Source organism: Thalassospira marina (assembly GCF_002844375.1).
Lineage (GTDB): Bacteria > Pseudomonadota > Alphaproteobacteria > Rhodospirillales > Thalassospiraceae > Thalassospira > Thalassospira marina.
Genome location: NZ_CP024199.1, coordinates 115,018 through 133,139, shown reverse-complemented (window position 1 = coordinate 133,139; position 18,122 = coordinate 115,018). Strand labels below are relative to the sequence as shown.

Genomic DNA, 18,122 nt, shown 5'->3' with positions numbered 1-18,122 from the left:
CATGATCAGGGATCGTTTTGTTGATTTCACGGACGGGCAGGAAAAAACTGGCGCACAAATTTCAATTATTTTGCCAGAAAACGAAAAAAGGGCGCCGGGGCACCCTTTTTATCAAATACATACAGTCAGTTAACCCCGTTACCCTTACGGCCCGGGATGCCCCGGACGGGAAAGCGGCGGCGTATTGATGGCAAGCTGGTAGCGGTCATCAGGTGACAGGCGCACCGCCATACGCGCCATATGATCCAGAACCAGATCGACCTCGTCATTGATGGTTTCCGAAACCGTGCGGAAGGCATCGGTAATTTCACTGTCAGCCGGATGTTCCTTTAGCAGCACCTTTGCCATGCGCTGGAACATGCCGGTATCGCGGTTTTTACCAATCACATCCATGATCGGCCCCATTTCCTCGTCAAAAACGGCCTGGCCTTCGGGCGAAAGGTTTTCGCGCAGATTAAACAAAATCCGCACCGGCGGCGGGCCGGGCCTGCGATCATCAAAACTGGGGGGCTGACGTTCAAATGGCAGGATAGAGCCATTACCGGCAAAATAATTGCCCGCAAGCGCTCCCATGACAAACAGGTTCAGGGCCAGCGACGCCATCAAAATCAGGCCGGTGGATGTGGGTTTGCGACGATCATTGATCATTCGGTTTTTCCTCGGCGGCATTCGGCCCGGTTTGAGACCCGGTTGTTTCATTTTCAGGCATTGCAAGGTCGTAAAGATGCCGATCCACGATCCTTGCAACAGGCAGTTCATCGGCCTCGGCCGAGCTGGAAATGCCCTGCTGGGCGGTAAATGCCACGCCAAAGACAAAGCCAAAAATCACACAAAGCAGCATGGCGACTGCGGGTATCATAAAGGTACGCCGTGTCTCACCCGTTTGAGGAAACGGGGGACGTTCGGGTGCCGGACTGTCCGATGCCGCATGATGATAAGCCGGGGCCTGCGCGGCATGGGGACGACGTGTATCCTGGCGCGGGGACCCGGCCGGGATATGACGGCGCATATTTTCAGCCCCGGCACGTTCAAACAACTGTGCCAGATGGTCCTGTGCGGGGTCTTCATCCGCGCTGTGCGCATGGGGGTGCCTTCCCCGTGCGCCGTGGTCATCAGGGTCGTCGTTTTCATCAGTGCCGGACCGGGCGGTATTTTCGGCGGCTTCAATGGCGCCAAAAATATCGTCAATCGCCTTGTGCCGGCCCATCGGTAGCGGGTCGGCGGCAAAATCATCTTCCAGACTGTGTAAATGCCGGATCAGTTCGGCTGCTTCGTCATTCTGCGCAACGAACCTGTTGCCTTCCTGGCGAAGCGGTTCCGGCCAGGACGACATGTCCCAACCATATTGATCCAGCAAGCTTTCAAATTCGCTGATATTCACTGGTCACCGCTTTTTCCATAGGACGAACTTACCTGTTCGAACATCCTCAATAAGAATACCGCCTAAAGAATATTCTTCAATTCTTCCCTCAGGCGTTTCCTGGCCCTTTTTAGTAAAGATTCCATCGCATTGACTGATATTCCCATGATTTCGGCTGCTTCTGCATTTGATAATTCACGGTCATAGAACAGATTGATGGCAATTTGTTGTTGGTCAGACAGCTTTTTCACCGCAGCCCGAAGTCTGACAAAGTCCTGGTGCTGGGCCAGTTTTTCCACCGGTGACAGGGCGTCATCGGGGGTTTCTTCAATTTCCACATTCTCCACCGGGCGCACCCGGCGTTTAAAATCAATCACCCGGTTAACCGCCACACGATACAGCCAGGTTTTAAATTTGGCCCCATCGGGGCGCCATTGCTCCCGGTGCAGCCAGACGCGAACGAAAACATCCTGCGCGACATCCTCGCAGTCACCCGTGGCAAGGCCCATGCGCCGGGCAATGCCCTGGATGCCGCGATAATAACGTTCAACCAGCACACGGTACGAGGCCTTGTCACCGGCCACAACGCGCGCGACCAATGCCTCGTCGCTTAAGGTCGATAACGCCTGTGATCGCGGTACCGCCTCGCGGGCATGGTTTGCTGTTGTCATATTCTGGCTAAGGCCTGCGTCCAACGATGCCTCACAAAACCTGATTGAACCGGGATTTTTCCGGTAATTGCGATGGATTGGACGTTTCCGTGTTGCCCAAAGCTACCTGATTCCACTGCCGGGCCATAGCCTCAAGATGCCGGTCTACATAAGAATATCGTGTTTCATGGGGGATATCGCGGTTGCTGCGCGTCAGGACACGCAACATGCGCGTATAAAACGCCATCAGATCGCGCGAAAGTTCCGGGGCATCCACCGGGGCGACCACCGCGCGCAGCCCGCGCAGCTTGCCCAGCACAATGGCCCGTTCCCGAGTCTCCTCGTCAAACTGGCCATCGGTATGGAATTTAAGGGCCAGGCGCAAATGCTGACGGACACGCGTGATCGCCAGCACCATCATGGTCATGGGGGATGTGGTACGCAGGGCATTGTTATAAAGGCTGCTGGCACCGACAAACTGATTAAGCGCCGGGCGGGGGGCCTGTGCCTCGCGGGTGCGGGACCGGTTTTTAAGCTTCATCTTAGTCATCATTATTTCCCCATAGGGCTTCAAGCTGATCACGCAGCAATTCAAGCTGGTACATTTTGGTTTCCAGATCGGCATAACGGTCGATCAGCTTGGCGGCATAATCGTCGGCGTCCTGCGTGATCTTGGTGACTTCGTCTTCCAGATCGTCGGTCTGTTTTTCCAGCCGTTCGATACGGTCGCTTAAGAAACCGTCGCTGGTGTTGGTATAGGTATCGATGCTGTTTTTAAGGCCATAGGCCAGACCGGGCGTGATCGTGACATCGACGGACTGGTTTTCGCTGCCGCCGTAATAAAGGGTCACGCCTTCGTAAATCGTGCCTTCGGCACCGATGATTTTATTGCCGCTAACGGTAAACAGGCTGTCATCGCCATCGATATCGGCCGAGGCCAGGCTGCCATCATCATTAACCGTGATATTAACGGTAAAACTGCCGCTATAGGACCCATCAGCATCATAAACCAGCAGGTCATCCGAACTGGTGTCGGTCTGAAGCGAAAATAGGGATGAAACACTGTCAAAGTCCGATACCAGTGCATTTTCAAGCGTTTCGCTGTCGATAACCAGATAGTTGCTGTCGTCATAGGAAATGCCAATAGAAGACAGCGACTGATACAGGCTGCTGTCACTGCGAAAACCCAGCGCGTCATACATATCGCGCGAGACGGACGATAACAGGCTGTCACCAAACAGAACCGCATCATCATCGGCACCAGTGCCAACGGTGTAGGACTGGTTGGTCAGAACGAAACTGCGAAAATCGTTATAGGCATCGACAAAGGCCTGGATCGCGTCATAGGCCGAACTGGCATCATTATCGACTTCAAGGGTGATTTTGGTGTTTTCCTCGGCATCATACAGATACAAAGTTACACCGCTGATCACGTCATCGACGGTATTGCTGTTACGCGTTACTTCGACACCATCGACGGAAAAAATGGCAGGCTGGGCGGCAATCAGTTCATTGCCATAGGCGCCGGTATCATCAATCAGCCCCAGAGACTGGGCAAGCGATGTATCCGCGCCATTGCTGGAAAAATTGATTTCTTCGCCGGTATCCGCCGCCGATAAGACCAGCATGAACTGGTTATCGGAAATTTGCAGCACCGATGCCGAAACACCGCTGACGGATTTCTGCTTGTTAATTTCATCGGCAATATCGTTTAGCGACATATCGGCATCAACCGTGATGCTGACACTGTCGCCATCGCCCAATGCAAGGCTGAGATCGCCCGAAACACCTGCCGCATCAGTGGCACTGGTGGCGATATCGCCCGCTATTTTATGGGCCGTGGCAATTTGGGTGACTTCTAGCTCATAGGTGCCCGTTGTGGCCGTATCATCCACCAGCACGCCAACAACATCGCTGGCACTGACCGATGAATCAGACGATTGCAGATATGCCGTTTTTCCCACCCATACGTCATCACGGGTGCTGGCCAGTTCGGCATCTGCCGTCAGGGCTTCGGCGGCATCTTCCAGGGTGCCAAGCAGGTCCTGCAATTCCTCATAGGCGGCAATTTGCAGGTCGATATCGTCAATTTTCGCATCAATAACGTCTGCCTGCTCCATTTTCGCATCATAGGCATCCTGCACTAGGGCGGCGGTATCGATATCCGTCAGGCCCGAAGTGTAAGACGATGAGATATAGCTTGATGATGTGGCAGAATTGACGGTCGACATAACCTGTTTCCCCGACAACGCGTGTGAAAACAAACAGCGCCTTCAGGACCGCGCCATAAGGCGCGATCCTGTCAGAACGCGGCCTATTGCATCAGGCGGCTAAGCTTTTCGAGATTGGAATTGGAAACCGACAGGGCCTGAATGGCGGAATCAAGTTTCACACCCAGTTCGGTCTGCTGTGCGCTCAGTTCGGCGACATCGGCATCCATGTAAACGCCCATTGCCGCTTCAAGGTTGGTTGACGCGGTGTCGATCACGTCGCTGGCAAAATCAAACCGGGATTCCAGCGCACCAATTTCGGCACGGCTTGTGGAAACCGTTTTGATATCGGCATCAAGCGCGGTCAGCGCGGCTGTGGCATTGGTGGAATCGGTCAGGTCCGTACCAACCAGGGTCAGGGCGCTGAAATCGGTTGCAAGGGTAACCTGGATGGTTGCGTTCGCATCCGATGAATCAGCCGAAACCAGAAAACCTTCGTCATAGTTGCCATCAAGCAACTGGGTATCGAAATAGGTGGTCGATGCCACGGTCGAGGAAATCTGCGTGATCAGGTCCTGATATTCGGAATCCAGATATCCGCGTTCGGTATCGGTCACGGAACCTGATGCCGCTTCCGAAGCCAGTTCATACATACGCTGCAGAATATCGGACACAGCCGAAAGGCCGCCATCTGCGGTTTCAAGAATGGCATTGGCGATATCGGCGTTATCACCGGCCTGTTCCCAGGCGGCATAGTCAACCGACATGGCCGTATAAACAGCAAGACCGGATGCATCATCGGCAGCAGAGTTGATATTTTTGCCGCTCGACATTGCGGTCAGGACAGACGACATTTCGTCGTTCGTCTTGTTCAGGTTCGATACTGCCAGCGTGGCCGACATGTTGGTATTGATACTGGGCATGACCCTGTCTCCTATATGGAATTGGTGGATCTGACATACCTGCCAGCCGACCGGAATGCCGGCCGGTACAGGTATCCACGCGCGGGACAGGGAAAACTGGCGCATTTTTTTCAAAAAAAATGGCAGCCCGTAAAAAAGGGCTGCCATCAAATGCAAAAAACGGCGAAAAACCGCCATTTTCCTATTTCAAGTTCCGAAATGTTTTACCGCTTGCGCCCACGGCGCGACCGCAATTTGCGCCAGTAGCTGGTAATATCCTTTTCCGGTTTGCCAAAAAGATAGCCCTGCGCAAAATCAAACCCGGCCTTGGTCACCAGATCGCGCATGTCATCGGTTTCGATCATTTCGGCCACCACCTCGACACCCAACTGATGGCATAGCCCCACCAGCGACCGCAGGAACGCCCGGCCTTTTTGCGTTTTCAGGGATTGATGGATCGAAGGGCCGTCGATCTTGACGTAATCGACCTCCAGCGCGCTGAGATAGCTGAAATTCGCCGCCCCCGTGCCGAAATCATCTAGGCAGATTTCAACGCCATACTGGCGGAAACGCGACAGCCAGTTGGCCGCATGTTCCAGATCGGTAATTTCCGCGGTTTCGGTAATCTCGATCATCAATTGCGACAGGGATTCTTTGCTGCGTTCAAACAGCGCAATAACCGACCGGCAGAAATCCGGGTTGGACAGGCTGATCCCCGACACATTGACCGCCACACGGGCATCAATGCCTTCGTCCAGCTGCTGGCGGATCCATTTCAGGGTCCGGCGCAACATCGCCAGATCCAGCCGATGGATCATATTGACCTGTTCGGCAAACATGATCAGCTTGTCGGTGGGAATCAGTTCGCCATCTTCGCGATAAAAACGAACCAGCACCTCGAAATGGTGAATTTCGGCCGATGGCAAACGCACAATCGGCTGATACACAGCATCAAATTCCAGCCGGTCGACACGCTGGCCAAAATCGCGCATGGCCCCAAAGGTATCATTGACCAGATTGGGCATATGCCCGGTCAGGCGCGAAAAGGTAAAGTTATGTTCCTGTTTGTCGCAAAAACGGCGGATGGAATATAAAACGCCGCGCGCCAGATCACCCGGTGGCATGGCATGCGCGGTAAAATCGGTTTCCGATGTCCGCACGATAACGCCTTTGCCCTCGGGGTCCGCATCGCGTGCGCACTGGGCAATACGTTCTTCCAGGTCGCCAATGCGCACTTCGGGGTTATGCAACATGCCAAACTGGTTGCGATTGATGCGCCCTGCCGTATCGCCAGCAATGGAATGCGCCCGGAAAAACGACCCGATGGTCGAAAGCATTTCGTCGCGGGCAACGGTTTCCATGCGTTCGCACAGGGGTTCAAACGCATTCAGGGTAAATAGCGAAAATTTCTGGTTCTGGCCGGTTTCACGCTGCGCCATCAGGCGTTCGGTCACCACGCGTGACAGGCTTTCTTCATCGAGAAGGCCGGTAGGGCCATCACGGCGGATGGATTGCAGCACATCATGGGGCAGCGAATTGACCGTCACCCGCAAGGCAACAAAGAAATGCCCGCCCAGATCAGGCAGGAAATAACCAGTCAGGGATACCGGCGGGCTGATTCTTTCGTCCGGGCGGACAAAACGCACCAGGACATTGTCCATCCGCCCGCGGCGCCGGGCAACATGCAGCATTTCGCTAACAAGCGGGCGAAAATGGTTGGCAAGCAGGTCAACAAAACGAATGCCTTCGATCTGCTGGGTGCTTAACCCCAGAATTCCTTCCGACGCACCCGAGGCAAACACAATCCGGAACTCTTCATCAAGTTCCAGCAACAGGTCGCCCCACACAAACGCCAGCGCCGCAAAACGATTACGTTCATTGCGCAAGGATGACGCATGTTTCTTAAGGCTGTTATTCAATTGCCCCTCGCACGCCTAAACGGCACTGTCATTTTGATCAATCCGTGAAAACAGAACATTTCCCCGGAAGCCCCCGTTCTGGCGGTCACTGCATTTCTGCAACCGTTTAATCCCAGTCTGTCATTCTGACAATTAAAACCGCCTTTAGCGTGTTTTGTCGAATTTTATCTGCATAAGCGGCCATCAGCCATTGGTTTATATGATTATGCCAGCCTGAATTTCGCGTGCAACCGGACATTGCGCAGCCCTGACCCGATAGAATCGTGATTGAGTCTTCATCATCGCGCCAAGGCACGATATGAATAAGTCCCCATTTTGCAAGTCCGGCCATTTTGCCGGTTTGCAACCGCGCCCCCGAATAATGGAAACCATCCCATGAATAAAGCCGTCCTGCCGACAGATCCCGCCACCCTGCCGGTGGTTACCGAAGAAAGCATCCTGATCTTTGATCTCGACAATACGCTTTATCCTTCAAGCTGTGATCTGTTTTCGCAGGTATCGGTGCTGATCAAGAAATATGTCAGCGATTATCTGGGCATGCCGCCGGAACAGGCATTTTTGATCCAGAAGGAATATTTCCGGCGCTATGGCACAACGCTGCGCGGCCTGATGCTTGAACACAAGGTCGACCCGGCGGATTACCTGCATAAAGTTCATGATATTGACCTTTCCGTTATTGCCCCCTCGCCGGTATTGTCAAATGCCCTTAAAAGCCTGCCCTGCCGCAAGGTGATTTTCACCAATGCTTCGCGCGGCCATGCCAGCCGGGTGATGGAGCGCCTGGGAATTGCCGATCATTTTGAAACGATCTTTGACATTGTTGATGCCGAATATGTCCCCAAGCCCGAACAGCAGCCCTATGACAAGCTGCTGACGCGCGATGGTATCGATCCGAAACGCGCGATCTATTTCGAGGATATGGCCAAAAACCTGCTACCGGCCAAGGATATGGGCATGACAACGGTTTGGGTGCATAGCGATTCCGACTGGGCGCACGAAGGCCGCGATGACCCGCGCATCGACCATGAAACCGATAATCTGCCAGCCTTCCTTGAAATGCTGGCACAGCGTGCCGCCCGATAGGATAAAGTCGTTATCGCGTGAAACCGGCAAACACCCCTTTGCCGGTTCACCACGCAAACGCAGAAAAAACGCCGAAATTGCAGCTCAGTCAAAATACGCAGACTGGCAGAGTTGACTTGACGCCGGGCATTGCCCATTCTCCGCCGCGAAGAAAAAAACCAGCCACACCGCAAGGACGACCAAAGATGGACAAGATTGAACTTGAAGGCGTGATCAATGTCGCCTGGGAAAACCGCGACCAGATTACCTCGGCCACCCAGGGGGAAACCCGCAAAGCTGTCGAGCAGACCCTGAATGCCCTTGATAGCGGCGACTTGCGCGTGGCTGAGAAAAAGGAAGGCGGCTGGACCGTCAACCAGTGGGCAAAAAAAGCAGTTCTGCTTTCTTTCCGCCTCAATGACATGTCCACCATTCCTGGTGGTCCGGGCGAAAACACCAACTGGTGGGACAAGGTTCCGTCCAAGTTTGCCGGTTGGGGTGAGGAAGAATTCAAAAAGGCCGGTTTCCGTGCCGTTCCGGGCAGCATTGTGCGCCGTTCGGCCTATATCGCGCCAGGCACCGTTCTGATGCCAAGCTTTGTCAATCTTGGTGCCTATGTTGATAGCGGCGTGATGGTTGATACCTGGGCCACCGTTGGTTCCTGTGCCCAGATCGGCAAAAACGTTCACCTTTCCGGTGGTGCCGGTATTGGTGGCGTTCTTGAACCGCTGCAGGCTGGCCCGGTGATTATTGAAGACAACGCCTTTATCGGCGCACGTTCGGAAATTGTTGAAGGCGTGATCGTTGAAGAAGGTGCCGTCATTTCGATGGGCGTTTTCATTGGTGCATCAACCAAGATCATCGACCGTGAAACTGGCGAAGTATTTGTTGGCCGCGTTCCGGCCTATTCGGTTGTGGTTCCGGGTTCAATTCCGGGCAAACCGCTGCCCAATGGCAAACCCGGCCCGAGCCTGTATTGCGCGGTCATCATCAAGCGTGTTGATGAAAAGACCCGTTCAAAAACCTCGATCAACGAATTGCTGCGCGATTGATAGCTGTCAGCCCGTGATTTGATTGATTATAAGGGACGAAAGTGCAGGATGCATTTTCGTCCCTTTCCATGTCCGTATCCTTAATTGGCCCGGTTTATTCGCCCAACTGCCCGCAAAAGAGATTGCCCCATGTCTTCCGCTGCCCTGACCCTTGCCCAGTCGCTGATCCGCTGTCCTTCCGTTACGCCAGCCGATGCCGGCGCGCTTGATGTTTTGCAGGCAGCCCTGGAAGAACGCGGATTTGACGTTAAGCGCAAAATTTTCGAAGAAGATGGCTGGGACAGCATCGACAACCTTTATGCCCGCCGCGGCACCAAAGGCCGGAATTTCTGTTTTGCCGGCCATACCGACGTGGTGCCCGCTGGCGATGAAAAGGCATGGACGGTGGCCCCCTTTGGCGGCGATGTGATGGATGGCCGCCTGTTTGGCCGGGGTGCGGTTGATATGAAAACCGGCATTGCCTGTTTTGTCGGCGCACTGGACCGTTTTCTGGCCGCCAACCCCGATTTTGATGAAAGCATCAGCCTGCTGATCACCGGGGACGAAGAAGCCGATGCCGTGAATGGCACCATCAAGCTTCTGGAATGGTGCGATGCACATGGCGAAAAATTTGACGCCTGCCTGGTAGGTGAACCGACCAACCCGAAATATCTGGGCCAGATGATGAAGGTGGGACGGCGCGGATCCATTACCGGCTGGGTTACGGTTTATGGCGCACAGGGCCATGTTGCCTATCCGCATCTGGCAGACAACCCTGTTCCCCGGCTTATTCGCGTGCTTGATGCCCTAACCTCGCGCGAGCTGGATACCGGGACCGAGCATTTCCAGCCCAGCAATCTTGAAGTCACGACCATCGATGCCAACAACCCGGCAACCAATGTGGTACCAGCCAAAATCAGCGCGGCATTCAACATCCGCTTTAATGACCTGCATCAGGGGTATGAGCTGGAAAAATGGATCCGTGATACCTGTGCAGAACATGCCGGGGCACACGACCTGAAGGTTAAAATCTCGGGCGAGGCATTTTTGTCCGCGCCGGGGAAACTGGCCGGGCTGATTGCCGATGCGTCGGAAAAAATCACCGGCCACCGCCCGGAAATGTCCACCACGGGGGGCACATCCGATGCCCGTTTCATTCACAAATATTGCGAAGTTGCGGAATTTGGCCTGATCGGGCAAAGCATGCACAAGGTTGATGAACATGCGATGGTCGAGGATATCGACAATCTTGTTCTGATTTATGATGAAATCCTGGCACGCTTTTTTGCCTGATCCTGTTTGATCGGGCGATAAACCATTTTACGGGCTTTGCCGGGGATTATGTTTTGGCCCGCGCAAAGCCCCGTCTTGCCAATGACCGGCTGGCGTGACTATGATCACCCGGCCGGTGGCAGATTGCATGATCCGGCATGACATACCCGCCCGCCTGCATTGCCGGATTTCCAGAACATGACAAAAAACACCCCTGCCGCAAACAGCCCCAAACCTGTACCTGCCTGCAAAAAGGGGGACGTTGTTCCGCGCATTGCCCTGCCCGGCCTTGATGACCGGGCCATTGACCTGACCGATCAGCGCATTGCGGGCGACAGCCTTATTTTATGGACCGGCAAAAAACTGCCTGGCGCCGATGATTTGAAAATGGCGGCACGTTTTGCCGAACAGATGCAAAAAGCACGGATGCGGCTTTTTCTGGTGGTGCCGGGCCACAAAGGCAGCCTTGATGAAAAACTGAAAAGCCAGCTTCCCGATTGCGTTACGGTGATGTTTGACCCGGAAAACCGCCTGATGCCGGTTTTTGATATTCGCGACCAGGGATTTATCGTTATTCGCCCGGACGGGCGGCTGGGGGGTGTTTTTTCATCGGCCGCAGCCCCGATTGACGGGTTTCAAATGGCGGTTGCCTATTGCCAGGCCCATGCCGATAGCGTTGCCTTTTCAGTGATCGAACGCCAGGCACCGGTGCTGCTGGTTGATAATGTGCTGGAACCCGAATTATGCGACCAGTTGCTGGACTATTGGCGCAAGGGCGAAAAGCGGGCGAATGGCGTTTCAAAAAGCAGCGAAAGCAACCAGGCTAGCGATATGGCCATGAAAGTGCGCAATGATGTCGTGCTGCTTGATGAAACACTGTTTAACGAGGTTAAAAACCGCATCGTCAAACGGGTTCTGCCCGAAATTGCCAAGGCCTTCCAGTTCCAGACGGCCAGCATGGAAGCCCTGCGCATTGGCAATTACCACAGCAGGGATAAAGGGTTTTTCGGCCGCCATCGCGACAATAAAACAACCTTTACCGCCCATCGCCGTTTTGCCGTATCGCTTAACCTTAATCCGCTGACCTATAAGGGCGGGCAGGTTAATTTCCCCGAATATGGCCAGGCGCTGTATGCCCCGCCGCAGGGTGGCGCGCTTATATTCTCGTGCTCGCTTCTGCATGAAGCCATGCCGGTTACCGAAGGCGAACGGTTTGGCATTTTCACCTTCCTGACCGATGCGGCAGGCGCGCGCCAGGAACAGGAAATGATGGCAAAACACCGGGGCACGGTGCAACCACTGGCGATGAAAAAGTAAACAATCCTGAACATCGCAGGCCGGTTTTTACACCGGCCTGTTGCATTTCAGATTTCGGATTATTCCGGTTTCCAGGTAATCGGCACATAGGCTGGCAAGGTGGAAAACCGTTTTAACCAGCGCCCGATGGCAGGATAAAGCGCCATATCCAGGCCGCCTTCATCAGCGACGTGGGTATAGGCATAAAGGGCAATATCGGCGATGGTGCAATCGCTGCCCACCAGCCAGTCATGGTCTTTCAGGCGGTCTTCCATCACGGAAAGGGCATTATGGGCGGCGGCCCGCTTGATTGGCAAAAGGGCATGGCCGTAATCCGGCGTGCCTTTGACACTTAGCCACGACCGCAGAACCGCAACGTTGGGTTCGTGTTCATATTGTTCAAAAAACAGCCACTGATACACCGCCGTGCGTTCCCATTTATCCGCAGGCAACCATTTGGTGCCTTCGGCCAGAAACAGCAAAATGGCGTTGCTTTCGGCCAGAACATGCCCCTCGCCCGTATCCAGGGCGGGAATGCGGCCCACCGGGTTTACATTTTTGCGGTAATCATCGGTGCGGGTTTCACCCTTGGTGATGTCATGTTCGACCAGTGAAAATTCCCGGCCCAAAAACCGCAGCATCAGACGGATTTTATAGCCGTTACCCGAAGGCAGAAAATCGTGCAAAATCATTATTTCGATCCTGAAAAACGCTCTGTTCCAATTTCGGGCCGGCCCCGTGCCGATATATTTGCCGCTGGGCAGGTGGCAAACAATCGAATAGTTTTGACCATATTCTTCAATTTCATTGATGATTTTTTCTGACCATTTTTGGGTTATGGTTATCCTCACCCCGAAAACACAGGAAAGCGCCATGGATACCGACCTTCTGCGCAGTTTTGTTTCCTTTGCGGAATGCGGCAGCTTCAACCGCGCGGCAGACCGTGTCGGTCGCACGCCATCGGCCTTTTCCATGCAGATGAAACGGCTGGAAGAAACGCTGGATCAAAAGCTGTTTACGCGGGAAGGCCGCAATGTGGTGCTGACCAATGAAGGCATCACCTTTGTTGGTTATGCCCGGCGTATTTTATCGTTGCAGGATGAAGCCCGCGAAAGCATCCGCGGCGAAATGCTGTCACGCCCCATTCGCATTGGCTGCCCCGATGATTATGCCGAAAAGATCCTGCCCGTGGTGTTGCGCGCCATCAGCGAAATTCACCCGGCGGTGCAGTTTTTCATCTCGGTTAACCCAACCATTATTTTACGGCGCATGGTTGACCAGGGCGAACTTGACCTCAGCATTATCAGCCGGTCCGAAAAGGGCGAGGAAGGATATTTCCTGCTGCAGGAAGATGGTGTCTGGGTGACATCGCCCATCCATCGCCAGCACCTGGCCGACCCGCTGCGTTTGGTACTGCCCGCTGAGGATTGCAAGTTTCACGCTTGGGCGATTGATGCCATTTCAAAATCGGGCCGGCCATTCCAGCTTGTGGCAACCACGCGGCAGGCAGCATCCCTGCTGCATCTGGTGCGTGATGGGCTGGGTGTTGCGGCACTTGCTGCCATTTCAGTCAGTGACGGGTTGCAAACCCTGGATCATCGCGATGGCTTCCCACCCCTGCCCGCCGTGGGAATTGCCCTTTTAATCAACGAGGCCGCGCATCCGCTGGTGAACCGCCAGCTTGCTAGTACCATCCAGCACCGCGTCAGCAGTACTTTTGCGCCTGCCAGTACCACCCGCAAAACCGCGTAACGCCGCCGGTTCGGGTTAAAACCGGCAACCCCGGATCATGAGGGAAACACACATTTCGCCTCCCATTTTCTGGCAAAAATACCGGCACAAACTTTGACATTTTGCCAGATATCCCGGTATCTGGTCCAAACCCGGCGTCAGAACGCGCCAAAGCCCCAAACCGAAAGCACAATTTATGCCCGCCACCACCCGCCTTCATGTTTGCATCACCTGCCGCAATACAGGTGCTGAGCCCGGCAATAACCAGACGGACGAACGCGACGGCAAAATCCTGCATGATGCCCTGATTGCCGAACACAAGGCTGCCAATGGCAGTACCGATGGTGAAACGCATGTCGAAATTGTCCCGGTCGAATGCCTGAGCAACTGTAAATCCGGCTGTTCGCTATCCCTGAGTGCACCGGGGAAATGGGGCTATGTTTATGGCAATCTGACGCCGGAAACCCATCGTGACGATATTTTGAAACTTGCCAATGCCTATGCCCAAAGCAGCGATGGCATCGTCCCCTGGCGCGAACGGCCCGAAAGTGTTCGCCGCAACGTTATTGCCCGCATCCCGCCAATGAATGGCTGAGAACATGGTCTTTCTGCCCCGACGGGCATAACCCTGTTGGGGCAAAAACTTGCATTAACGGGAAACGGGAAAGCGCAGGCCTTACAAGGCCAGGTTTTAGGACCGACCACAAAGGGCGGGTTTAGGGCAAAACGCCCCGATGCCAGCGTGACCAAAGCGGCGCGATCTGGTTTTCGGCGCGCAAATCATCAAGATAGCGATTAAATCGATCAACTGTTATGGGCGCACGGCGCGAAATGGCCGCTGCCAGCGGATAGCTATTATCGGCACGCGGCCCCATTGCTACCCTGTCCCCCATATCCGCCACCTGGCGGAATTTGCGCGACATGAAACCAGCCGACAGCACGCCAACCTCGGCATCGTCACGTATGACGGCTTCAAGAACTTCGGATTCGTTATACAGCAGCGAAATATTCAAAAGCCGGGTTAACTGGCGCGGGTCATCCATGAAACCGGCAAAGCGGTAATGATAACCCAAAACACCGGCAATGCTGTGTTCCAGCACATCGTGGAAATAACCGGGGCCAGGCACATGGTCACGCCGGGCCACCAGAATGTCATGCTCCCAAACAATGGGTGTTGAAAAATCCACACCCCGACCCGCCCAGTTCCAGTCGGGATTTTGCAGCAAAAGCATGTCCATCTTGCCTGTCGCCATGTCTTCATAACGACGACGCGACGAGGTTTCGATGGTGACGAAATGAAAATCGCCCTGAATACGGTTCAGGCGTTCAACCAGATCGTGGGCAAAGCCGGTTTCAACACCATCATGATAAAAATGAACCACACTATATTCATACACCCCGACCATGACATCGGGCCTTTGTTGGGCCCGGGCCGGAATTGCCATAAAAATAACGGCAACAAATACAAAAATCCGCAAAAAGAACGCGTCCATTATCCCCACATGCAAGTCAGTTCATTTTGGTTATCTGACTGTATTTGGGGATATTACAGCCTAATTACGAGCCGCCGTCCAGCATTCGCACTAGAAAATAGCGATGTTGATACTTTTACGCTGCTGTCTAACACAGTGCATCATTATTACGTATTTAGTATGCAAAGAAATTCGCCTTAAAGGTCGATTCGAAAAACTTTTTGCCACGAACGCACCCTATTTGACACACGCTTTGCGTGTATAGGCATCAAAAATCCTACACCCAAAATTATTCACAAAGCTGACATCCATCATCCTGCCACGACAATGAACGCCAATGTCCGCTTTGTTTTTCCATGAAACAACAAAAAAACTGTGTAATTGAGATTTCATCATCATTCCATACACAACCATAAATTATACAATTTGAATCATTGACTCGTTAAAGATGAAAAATATTAAATAAAACGATCATAAGGTGAAAAATAAGAAACCATAAATATTATAAATTGCTTTTTCAGAGTTACCTTATGTACCGATGCAAACGTCTTGGGGGACGCACCACATCGACAGACAGTCATTCAAATGTCAGGGAAAAATCATGGGTTACTTGGAACGTGCTGAAAAAATGGGGCTTGATACCGCTGCGCTGAAACGTGGCGAAACGGTTGATACAACCATTCTGGTTACATCACTTGAAGAATACAGGGACCTTTTCGCGCCCGACATCCCAGACGAACAGCGCTCAAAATTTTCAAAAAGCCTGCAATCAAAGAGCTTCTTGGCCGAAAAGCGATATTACAACGCAGACCAGATGTTCAAGCTGATGGACTATATTTACGGCACCCACAGCTTGACCGATGATGAAAGAAGCTTCTCCAAACATCTTTTCCCAGTTCGCGTCCGCGTTACTGCCGCAGACAACCTTGAAGTCACGACCGATATGTCAGAAGGCCCCGCAGCAGCACCATGGGTTGTAAACGCAGGCACATTGACATTCAACGGCGGTTCACTCACTGCCATTACGACACAGTTTACCCTAAGTGCAGATAACCTTGTGGTCATCAGGGGAGGCACCAATACCTATCATGTCGGCATTATGGGAGCAAAAGGGACAGTTGGCACGACAGGTGCTACTGGATCATCGTATAGCTCCGCCGCAGCACAAGGCGACAATGGTGGCGAGGCTTCACCGGGCATTTGTACAAGTTCGCACGTTGGCGGAACAGGTGGAACAGGCGGTGCCGGCGGTACCGGCGCCACGGGTGGAACAGGCGCAAATGGCATTGCAAACTTGCCGGCAACCATCACAATTCGCGCTTGGGATCCGTCAAATATTTCGCCCTTTGTTGTGGCAACCATGTCCGGTGAAGGTGGCCAGGGCGGTACTGGTGGCACGGGCGGCAAAGGCCAGAATGGAGGCAAAGGTGGAAAAGGCTGCGATTCCGGCTGTGAAGGCGAAAATGGCGGAAATGGCGGCAGCGGCGGTGCCGGTGGCGATGGCGGTGCTGGCGGCAAAGGCGGAAATGGCACGGACGGAAACGACATCTTCGTCTATTTTCCCAGCCAGTACGCCACCATGTATCAACCCACTTCGCAATCCGCAGCACCAGGCGCCGGTGGTACCGGCGGTAATGGCGGTGAAGGTGGATCAGGTGGTGCCGGTGGAGAGGGCGGTAAACATCACGACAACGGTGTCTCCGGTAGCCCTGGACGCACTGGCCAGCCCGGTATATCCGGCGATTCTGGCTCATCAAGCGGCGCGCCAGGGACGCTCAACTTCGTTCCCGTGAACTAGGGTGCGAAAAATGGCATCCAAAACGTTGGTACGGCAGCAAGCAGCGCCCCCAGTTAATCAATCTGTTCAGACCGGGATACCCGGTCTGAACACCTCTATTGCCAACGATATGAACCTCTCATTCATTGGCCTTCCAAACGAAAAAGAAGATTGGCCGCAAGGCGTGCATTATTGCGAAGTTCCCACGATGGAACTTGCACGCAAAATTATGGGCCCCAGGAACAGCAATACGCGGAAAGCACGCAGCGAGCTTTATTTCGAAGAACTGCCACATCGCGCCAGGACAAGACTGCGACTGGGAATGCATGACCGGGGCGAAGAATATATCTTTGCAGATGGCATACTTCACGAAAGTGACCTTTCCGGGCAACAAAGACACTTGCCCATGCATTTGAAAGTGCTGCGGATGAAGGAACTTCATCTAACTGCAGAGAAGCCACTGGATGTTACCTCATCCTACAAAATTTGGCCGGGCCTGCATTTTCGCGAAGAATTATATGTTCTCGTTCATGTCGATCGGCTTGTTGTTGAGGCTGGTGCAAAAATAACCGTTCGCGGGAATATTTTTATCCTCCAGTGCGACGAAATTGAACTGCTACCTGCGGGTGTTAAAACTACCGAAAAATCAGCGGGTTTAACGATAGAAGTTTTGGGGACGCCCCACCCTGCATTTAGCGCGGCGCGGCGGGAACCTGCCGAACACGGCACACAGGGCATAGCCGGAGCAACTGGCAACGATGGTTCACCACCTGTTGTTGAGGCAAGTATCTTTGGCGGCATTGTCGGAAATACCGGGTTGCAGAACTGCGGCACGAACGGACGCGACGGCCAAAACGGAACAGATGGTACAGCGGGTCAAAATGGCGGCATGGCAATGCTTGCAGATATCAGACTTGGAAACCTGATCAATTTCACACCTGGATCTTTGAAAATCTTCTCCCAGGCAGGGAAGGGCTACCCTGGTGGTAATGGCGGAAATGGGGGAAATGGCGGGAATGGCGGGAACGGAGAATGTGTTCCCGAGCAATTTGTACAGGATCGTACCGATTTTCCCATTTTCGCTGGACAAGGCGGAAATGGCGGGAATGGTGGCAATGGCGGTACCGGCGGCAATGGCGGCCTTGCTTCGAATATTTTTGTCGAAATCCCCGAGGTCTATAAATCCTGCATCAACACTGTAGCCCTGGACAGCGAGCCTGGCATTGGCGGAGCAGGCGGAAAAGGCGGCATGCCGGGCAAGCCGGGCTGCATTCGCAATTTCACACAGGTGATACCCAACCATCCACCGCAAAGCATGGGCAAAACCACACTAGGTTCTGACGGCATTAGTGGCAAAAACGGGCGAAAACGCAAAGCTGCCAGCATCCATGTGAGCTATCGCAACAATTGATGCAGTATCATCGACGCAAAAATCAAAAC

18 protein-coding genes are annotated in these 18,122 nt (G+C 53.6%); 8 read left to right on the top strand and 10 right to left on the bottom strand.

Going from position 1 to position 18,122, the window contains the following annotated elements:
• Positions 1–144: 144 nt before the first annotated feature.
• The 8 genes from CSC3H3_RS00600 to CSC3H3_RS24285 all read right to left on the bottom strand — a co-directional run bounded on the left by CSC3H3_RS00600 (position 145) and on the right by CSC3H3_RS24285 (position 7,372).
• Positions 145–648 carry a periplasmic heavy metal sensor gene (locus tag CSC3H3_RS00600; RefSeq protein ID WP_101283042.1) on the bottom strand — a complete coding sequence of 168 codons (504 nt, stop codon included), beginning with the start codon at positions 646–648 and terminating at the stop codon, positions 145–147.
• Positions 638–1,381 carry a hypothetical protein gene (locus CSC3H3_RS00595; protein WP_101283040.1) on the bottom strand — a complete coding sequence of 248 codons (744 nt, stop codon included), beginning with the start codon at positions 1,379–1,381 and terminating at the stop codon, positions 638–640. The genes CSC3H3_RS00600 and CSC3H3_RS00595 overlap by 11 nt, the downstream gene beginning before the upstream one ends.
• Before the next feature lie 62 nt (positions 1,382–1,443).
• Positions 1,444–2,031 carry a sigma-70 family RNA polymerase sigma factor gene (locus CSC3H3_RS00590; protein ID WP_101267388.1) on the bottom strand — a complete coding sequence of 196 codons (588 nt, stop codon included), beginning with the start codon at positions 2,029–2,031 and terminating at the stop codon, positions 1,444–1,446.
• 31 nt (positions 2,032–2,062) lie between these two features.
• On the bottom strand, positions 2,063–2,563 hold the full coding sequence (gene fliS, locus CSC3H3_RS00585; protein ID WP_157831781.1) for a flagellar export chaperone FliS: 501 nt from the start codon (positions 2,561–2,563) through the stop codon (positions 2,063–2,065).
• Entirely contained in the window at positions 2,553–4,241 is a 1,689-nt protein-coding gene (gene fliD, locus CSC3H3_RS00580) for a flagellar filament capping protein FliD (protein WP_101283036.1), read from the bottom strand. The genes fliS and fliD overlap by 11 nt, the downstream gene beginning before the upstream one ends.
• 83 nt (positions 4,242–4,324) lie before the next feature.
• On the bottom strand, positions 4,325–5,143 hold the full coding sequence (locus tag CSC3H3_RS00575) for a flagellin (protein WP_165791851.1): 819 nt from the start codon (positions 5,141–5,143) through the stop codon (positions 4,325–4,327).
• Between the two features lie 203 nt (positions 5,144–5,346).
• Positions 5,347–7,041: an EAL domain-containing protein gene (locus CSC3H3_RS00570; protein ID WP_101283032.1), complete on the bottom strand. Its 1,695-nt coding sequence runs from the start codon at positions 7,039–7,041 to the stop codon at positions 5,347–5,349.
• Positions 7,042–7,147: 106 nt separating this feature from the next.
• Positions 7,148–7,372 carry a hypothetical protein gene (locus CSC3H3_RS24285; protein WP_157831780.1) on the bottom strand — a complete coding sequence of 75 codons (225 nt, stop codon included), beginning with the start codon at positions 7,370–7,372 and terminating at the stop codon, positions 7,148–7,150.
• A 44-nt stretch (positions 7,373–7,416) separates the two neighbouring features.
• Between CSC3H3_RS24285 and CSC3H3_RS00565 the strand changes: the two genes are divergently transcribed.
• From CSC3H3_RS00565 to CSC3H3_RS00550, 4 genes are all read left to right on the top strand, one after another.
• A complete protein-coding gene (locus CSC3H3_RS00565) occupies positions 7,417–8,124 on the top strand; it encodes a pyrimidine 5'-nucleotidase (protein WP_101283030.1) in 708 nt (235 codons plus the stop codon).
• Between the two features lie 185 nt (positions 8,125–8,309).
• Positions 8,310–9,155: a 2,3,4,5-tetrahydropyridine-2,6-dicarboxylate N-succinyltransferase gene (gene dapD / locus CSC3H3_RS00560; RefSeq protein WP_101267399.1), complete on the top strand. Its 846-nt coding sequence runs from the start codon at positions 8,310–8,312 to the stop codon at positions 9,153–9,155.
• Positions 9,156–9,284: 129 nt separating this feature from the next.
• Positions 9,285–10,427, top strand: a complete 1,143-nt coding sequence (dapE, locus tag CSC3H3_RS00555) for a succinyl-diaminopimelate desuccinylase (protein ID WP_101283028.1) — start codon at positions 9,285–9,287, stop codon at positions 10,425–10,427.
• Between the two features lie 177 nt (positions 10,428–10,604).
• The gene (locus CSC3H3_RS00550) at positions 10,605–11,723 is read left to right on the top strand and encodes a 2OG-Fe(II) oxygenase family protein (RefSeq protein WP_101283026.1); all 1,119 of its coding nucleotides are present in this window, start codon (positions 10,605–10,607) and stop codon (positions 11,721–11,723) included.
• A 59-nt stretch (positions 11,724–11,782) separates the two neighbouring features.
• On the opposite strand, the gene CSC3H3_RS00545 is transcribed toward CSC3H3_RS00550, so the two are convergent.
• On the bottom strand, positions 11,783–12,394 hold the full coding sequence (locus tag CSC3H3_RS00545; protein WP_101286033.1) for a glutathione S-transferase family protein: 612 nt from the start codon (positions 12,392–12,394) through the stop codon (positions 11,783–11,785).
• A gap of 181 nt (positions 12,395–12,575) precedes the next feature.
• Between CSC3H3_RS00545 and CSC3H3_RS00540 the strand changes: the two genes are divergently transcribed.
• Entirely contained in the window at positions 12,576–13,454 is an 879-nt protein-coding gene (locus CSC3H3_RS00540) for a LysR family transcriptional regulator (RefSeq protein ID WP_101283024.1), read from the top strand.
• Positions 13,455–13,629: 175 nt separating this feature from the next.
• The gene (locus CSC3H3_RS00535; protein WP_101283022.1) at positions 13,630–14,028 is read left to right on the top strand and encodes a DUF1636 family protein; all 399 of its coding nucleotides are present in this window, start codon (positions 13,630–13,632) and stop codon (positions 14,026–14,028) included.
• A 121-nt stretch (positions 14,029–14,149) separates the two neighbouring features.
• Here the strand turns inward: CSC3H3_RS00535 and CSC3H3_RS00530 are convergent, their stop codons facing one another.
• Complete coding sequence (locus CSC3H3_RS00530; RefSeq protein WP_157831779.1) at positions 14,150–14,839, bottom strand: transporter substrate-binding domain-containing protein; 690 nt, start codon at positions 14,837–14,839, stop codon at positions 14,150–14,152.
• 676 nt (positions 14,840–15,515) lie between these two features.
• Between CSC3H3_RS00530 and CSC3H3_RS00525 the strand changes: the two genes are divergently transcribed.
• Together CSC3H3_RS00525 and CSC3H3_RS24280 are read left to right on the top strand one after the other, a co-directional pair.
• Positions 15,516–16,703 (top strand): hypothetical protein, encoded by a 1,188-nt coding sequence (locus tag CSC3H3_RS00525; protein ID WP_157831778.1) that lies wholly within the window; start codon positions 15,516–15,518, stop codon positions 16,701–16,703.
• A 10-nt stretch (positions 16,704–16,713) separates the two neighbouring features.
• Positions 16,714–18,093, top strand: coding sequence for a hypothetical protein (locus CSC3H3_RS24280; protein WP_157831777.1), 1,380 nt, complete (start codon positions 16,714–16,716; stop codon positions 18,091–18,093).
• Positions 18,094–18,122 lie beyond the last annotated feature (29 nt).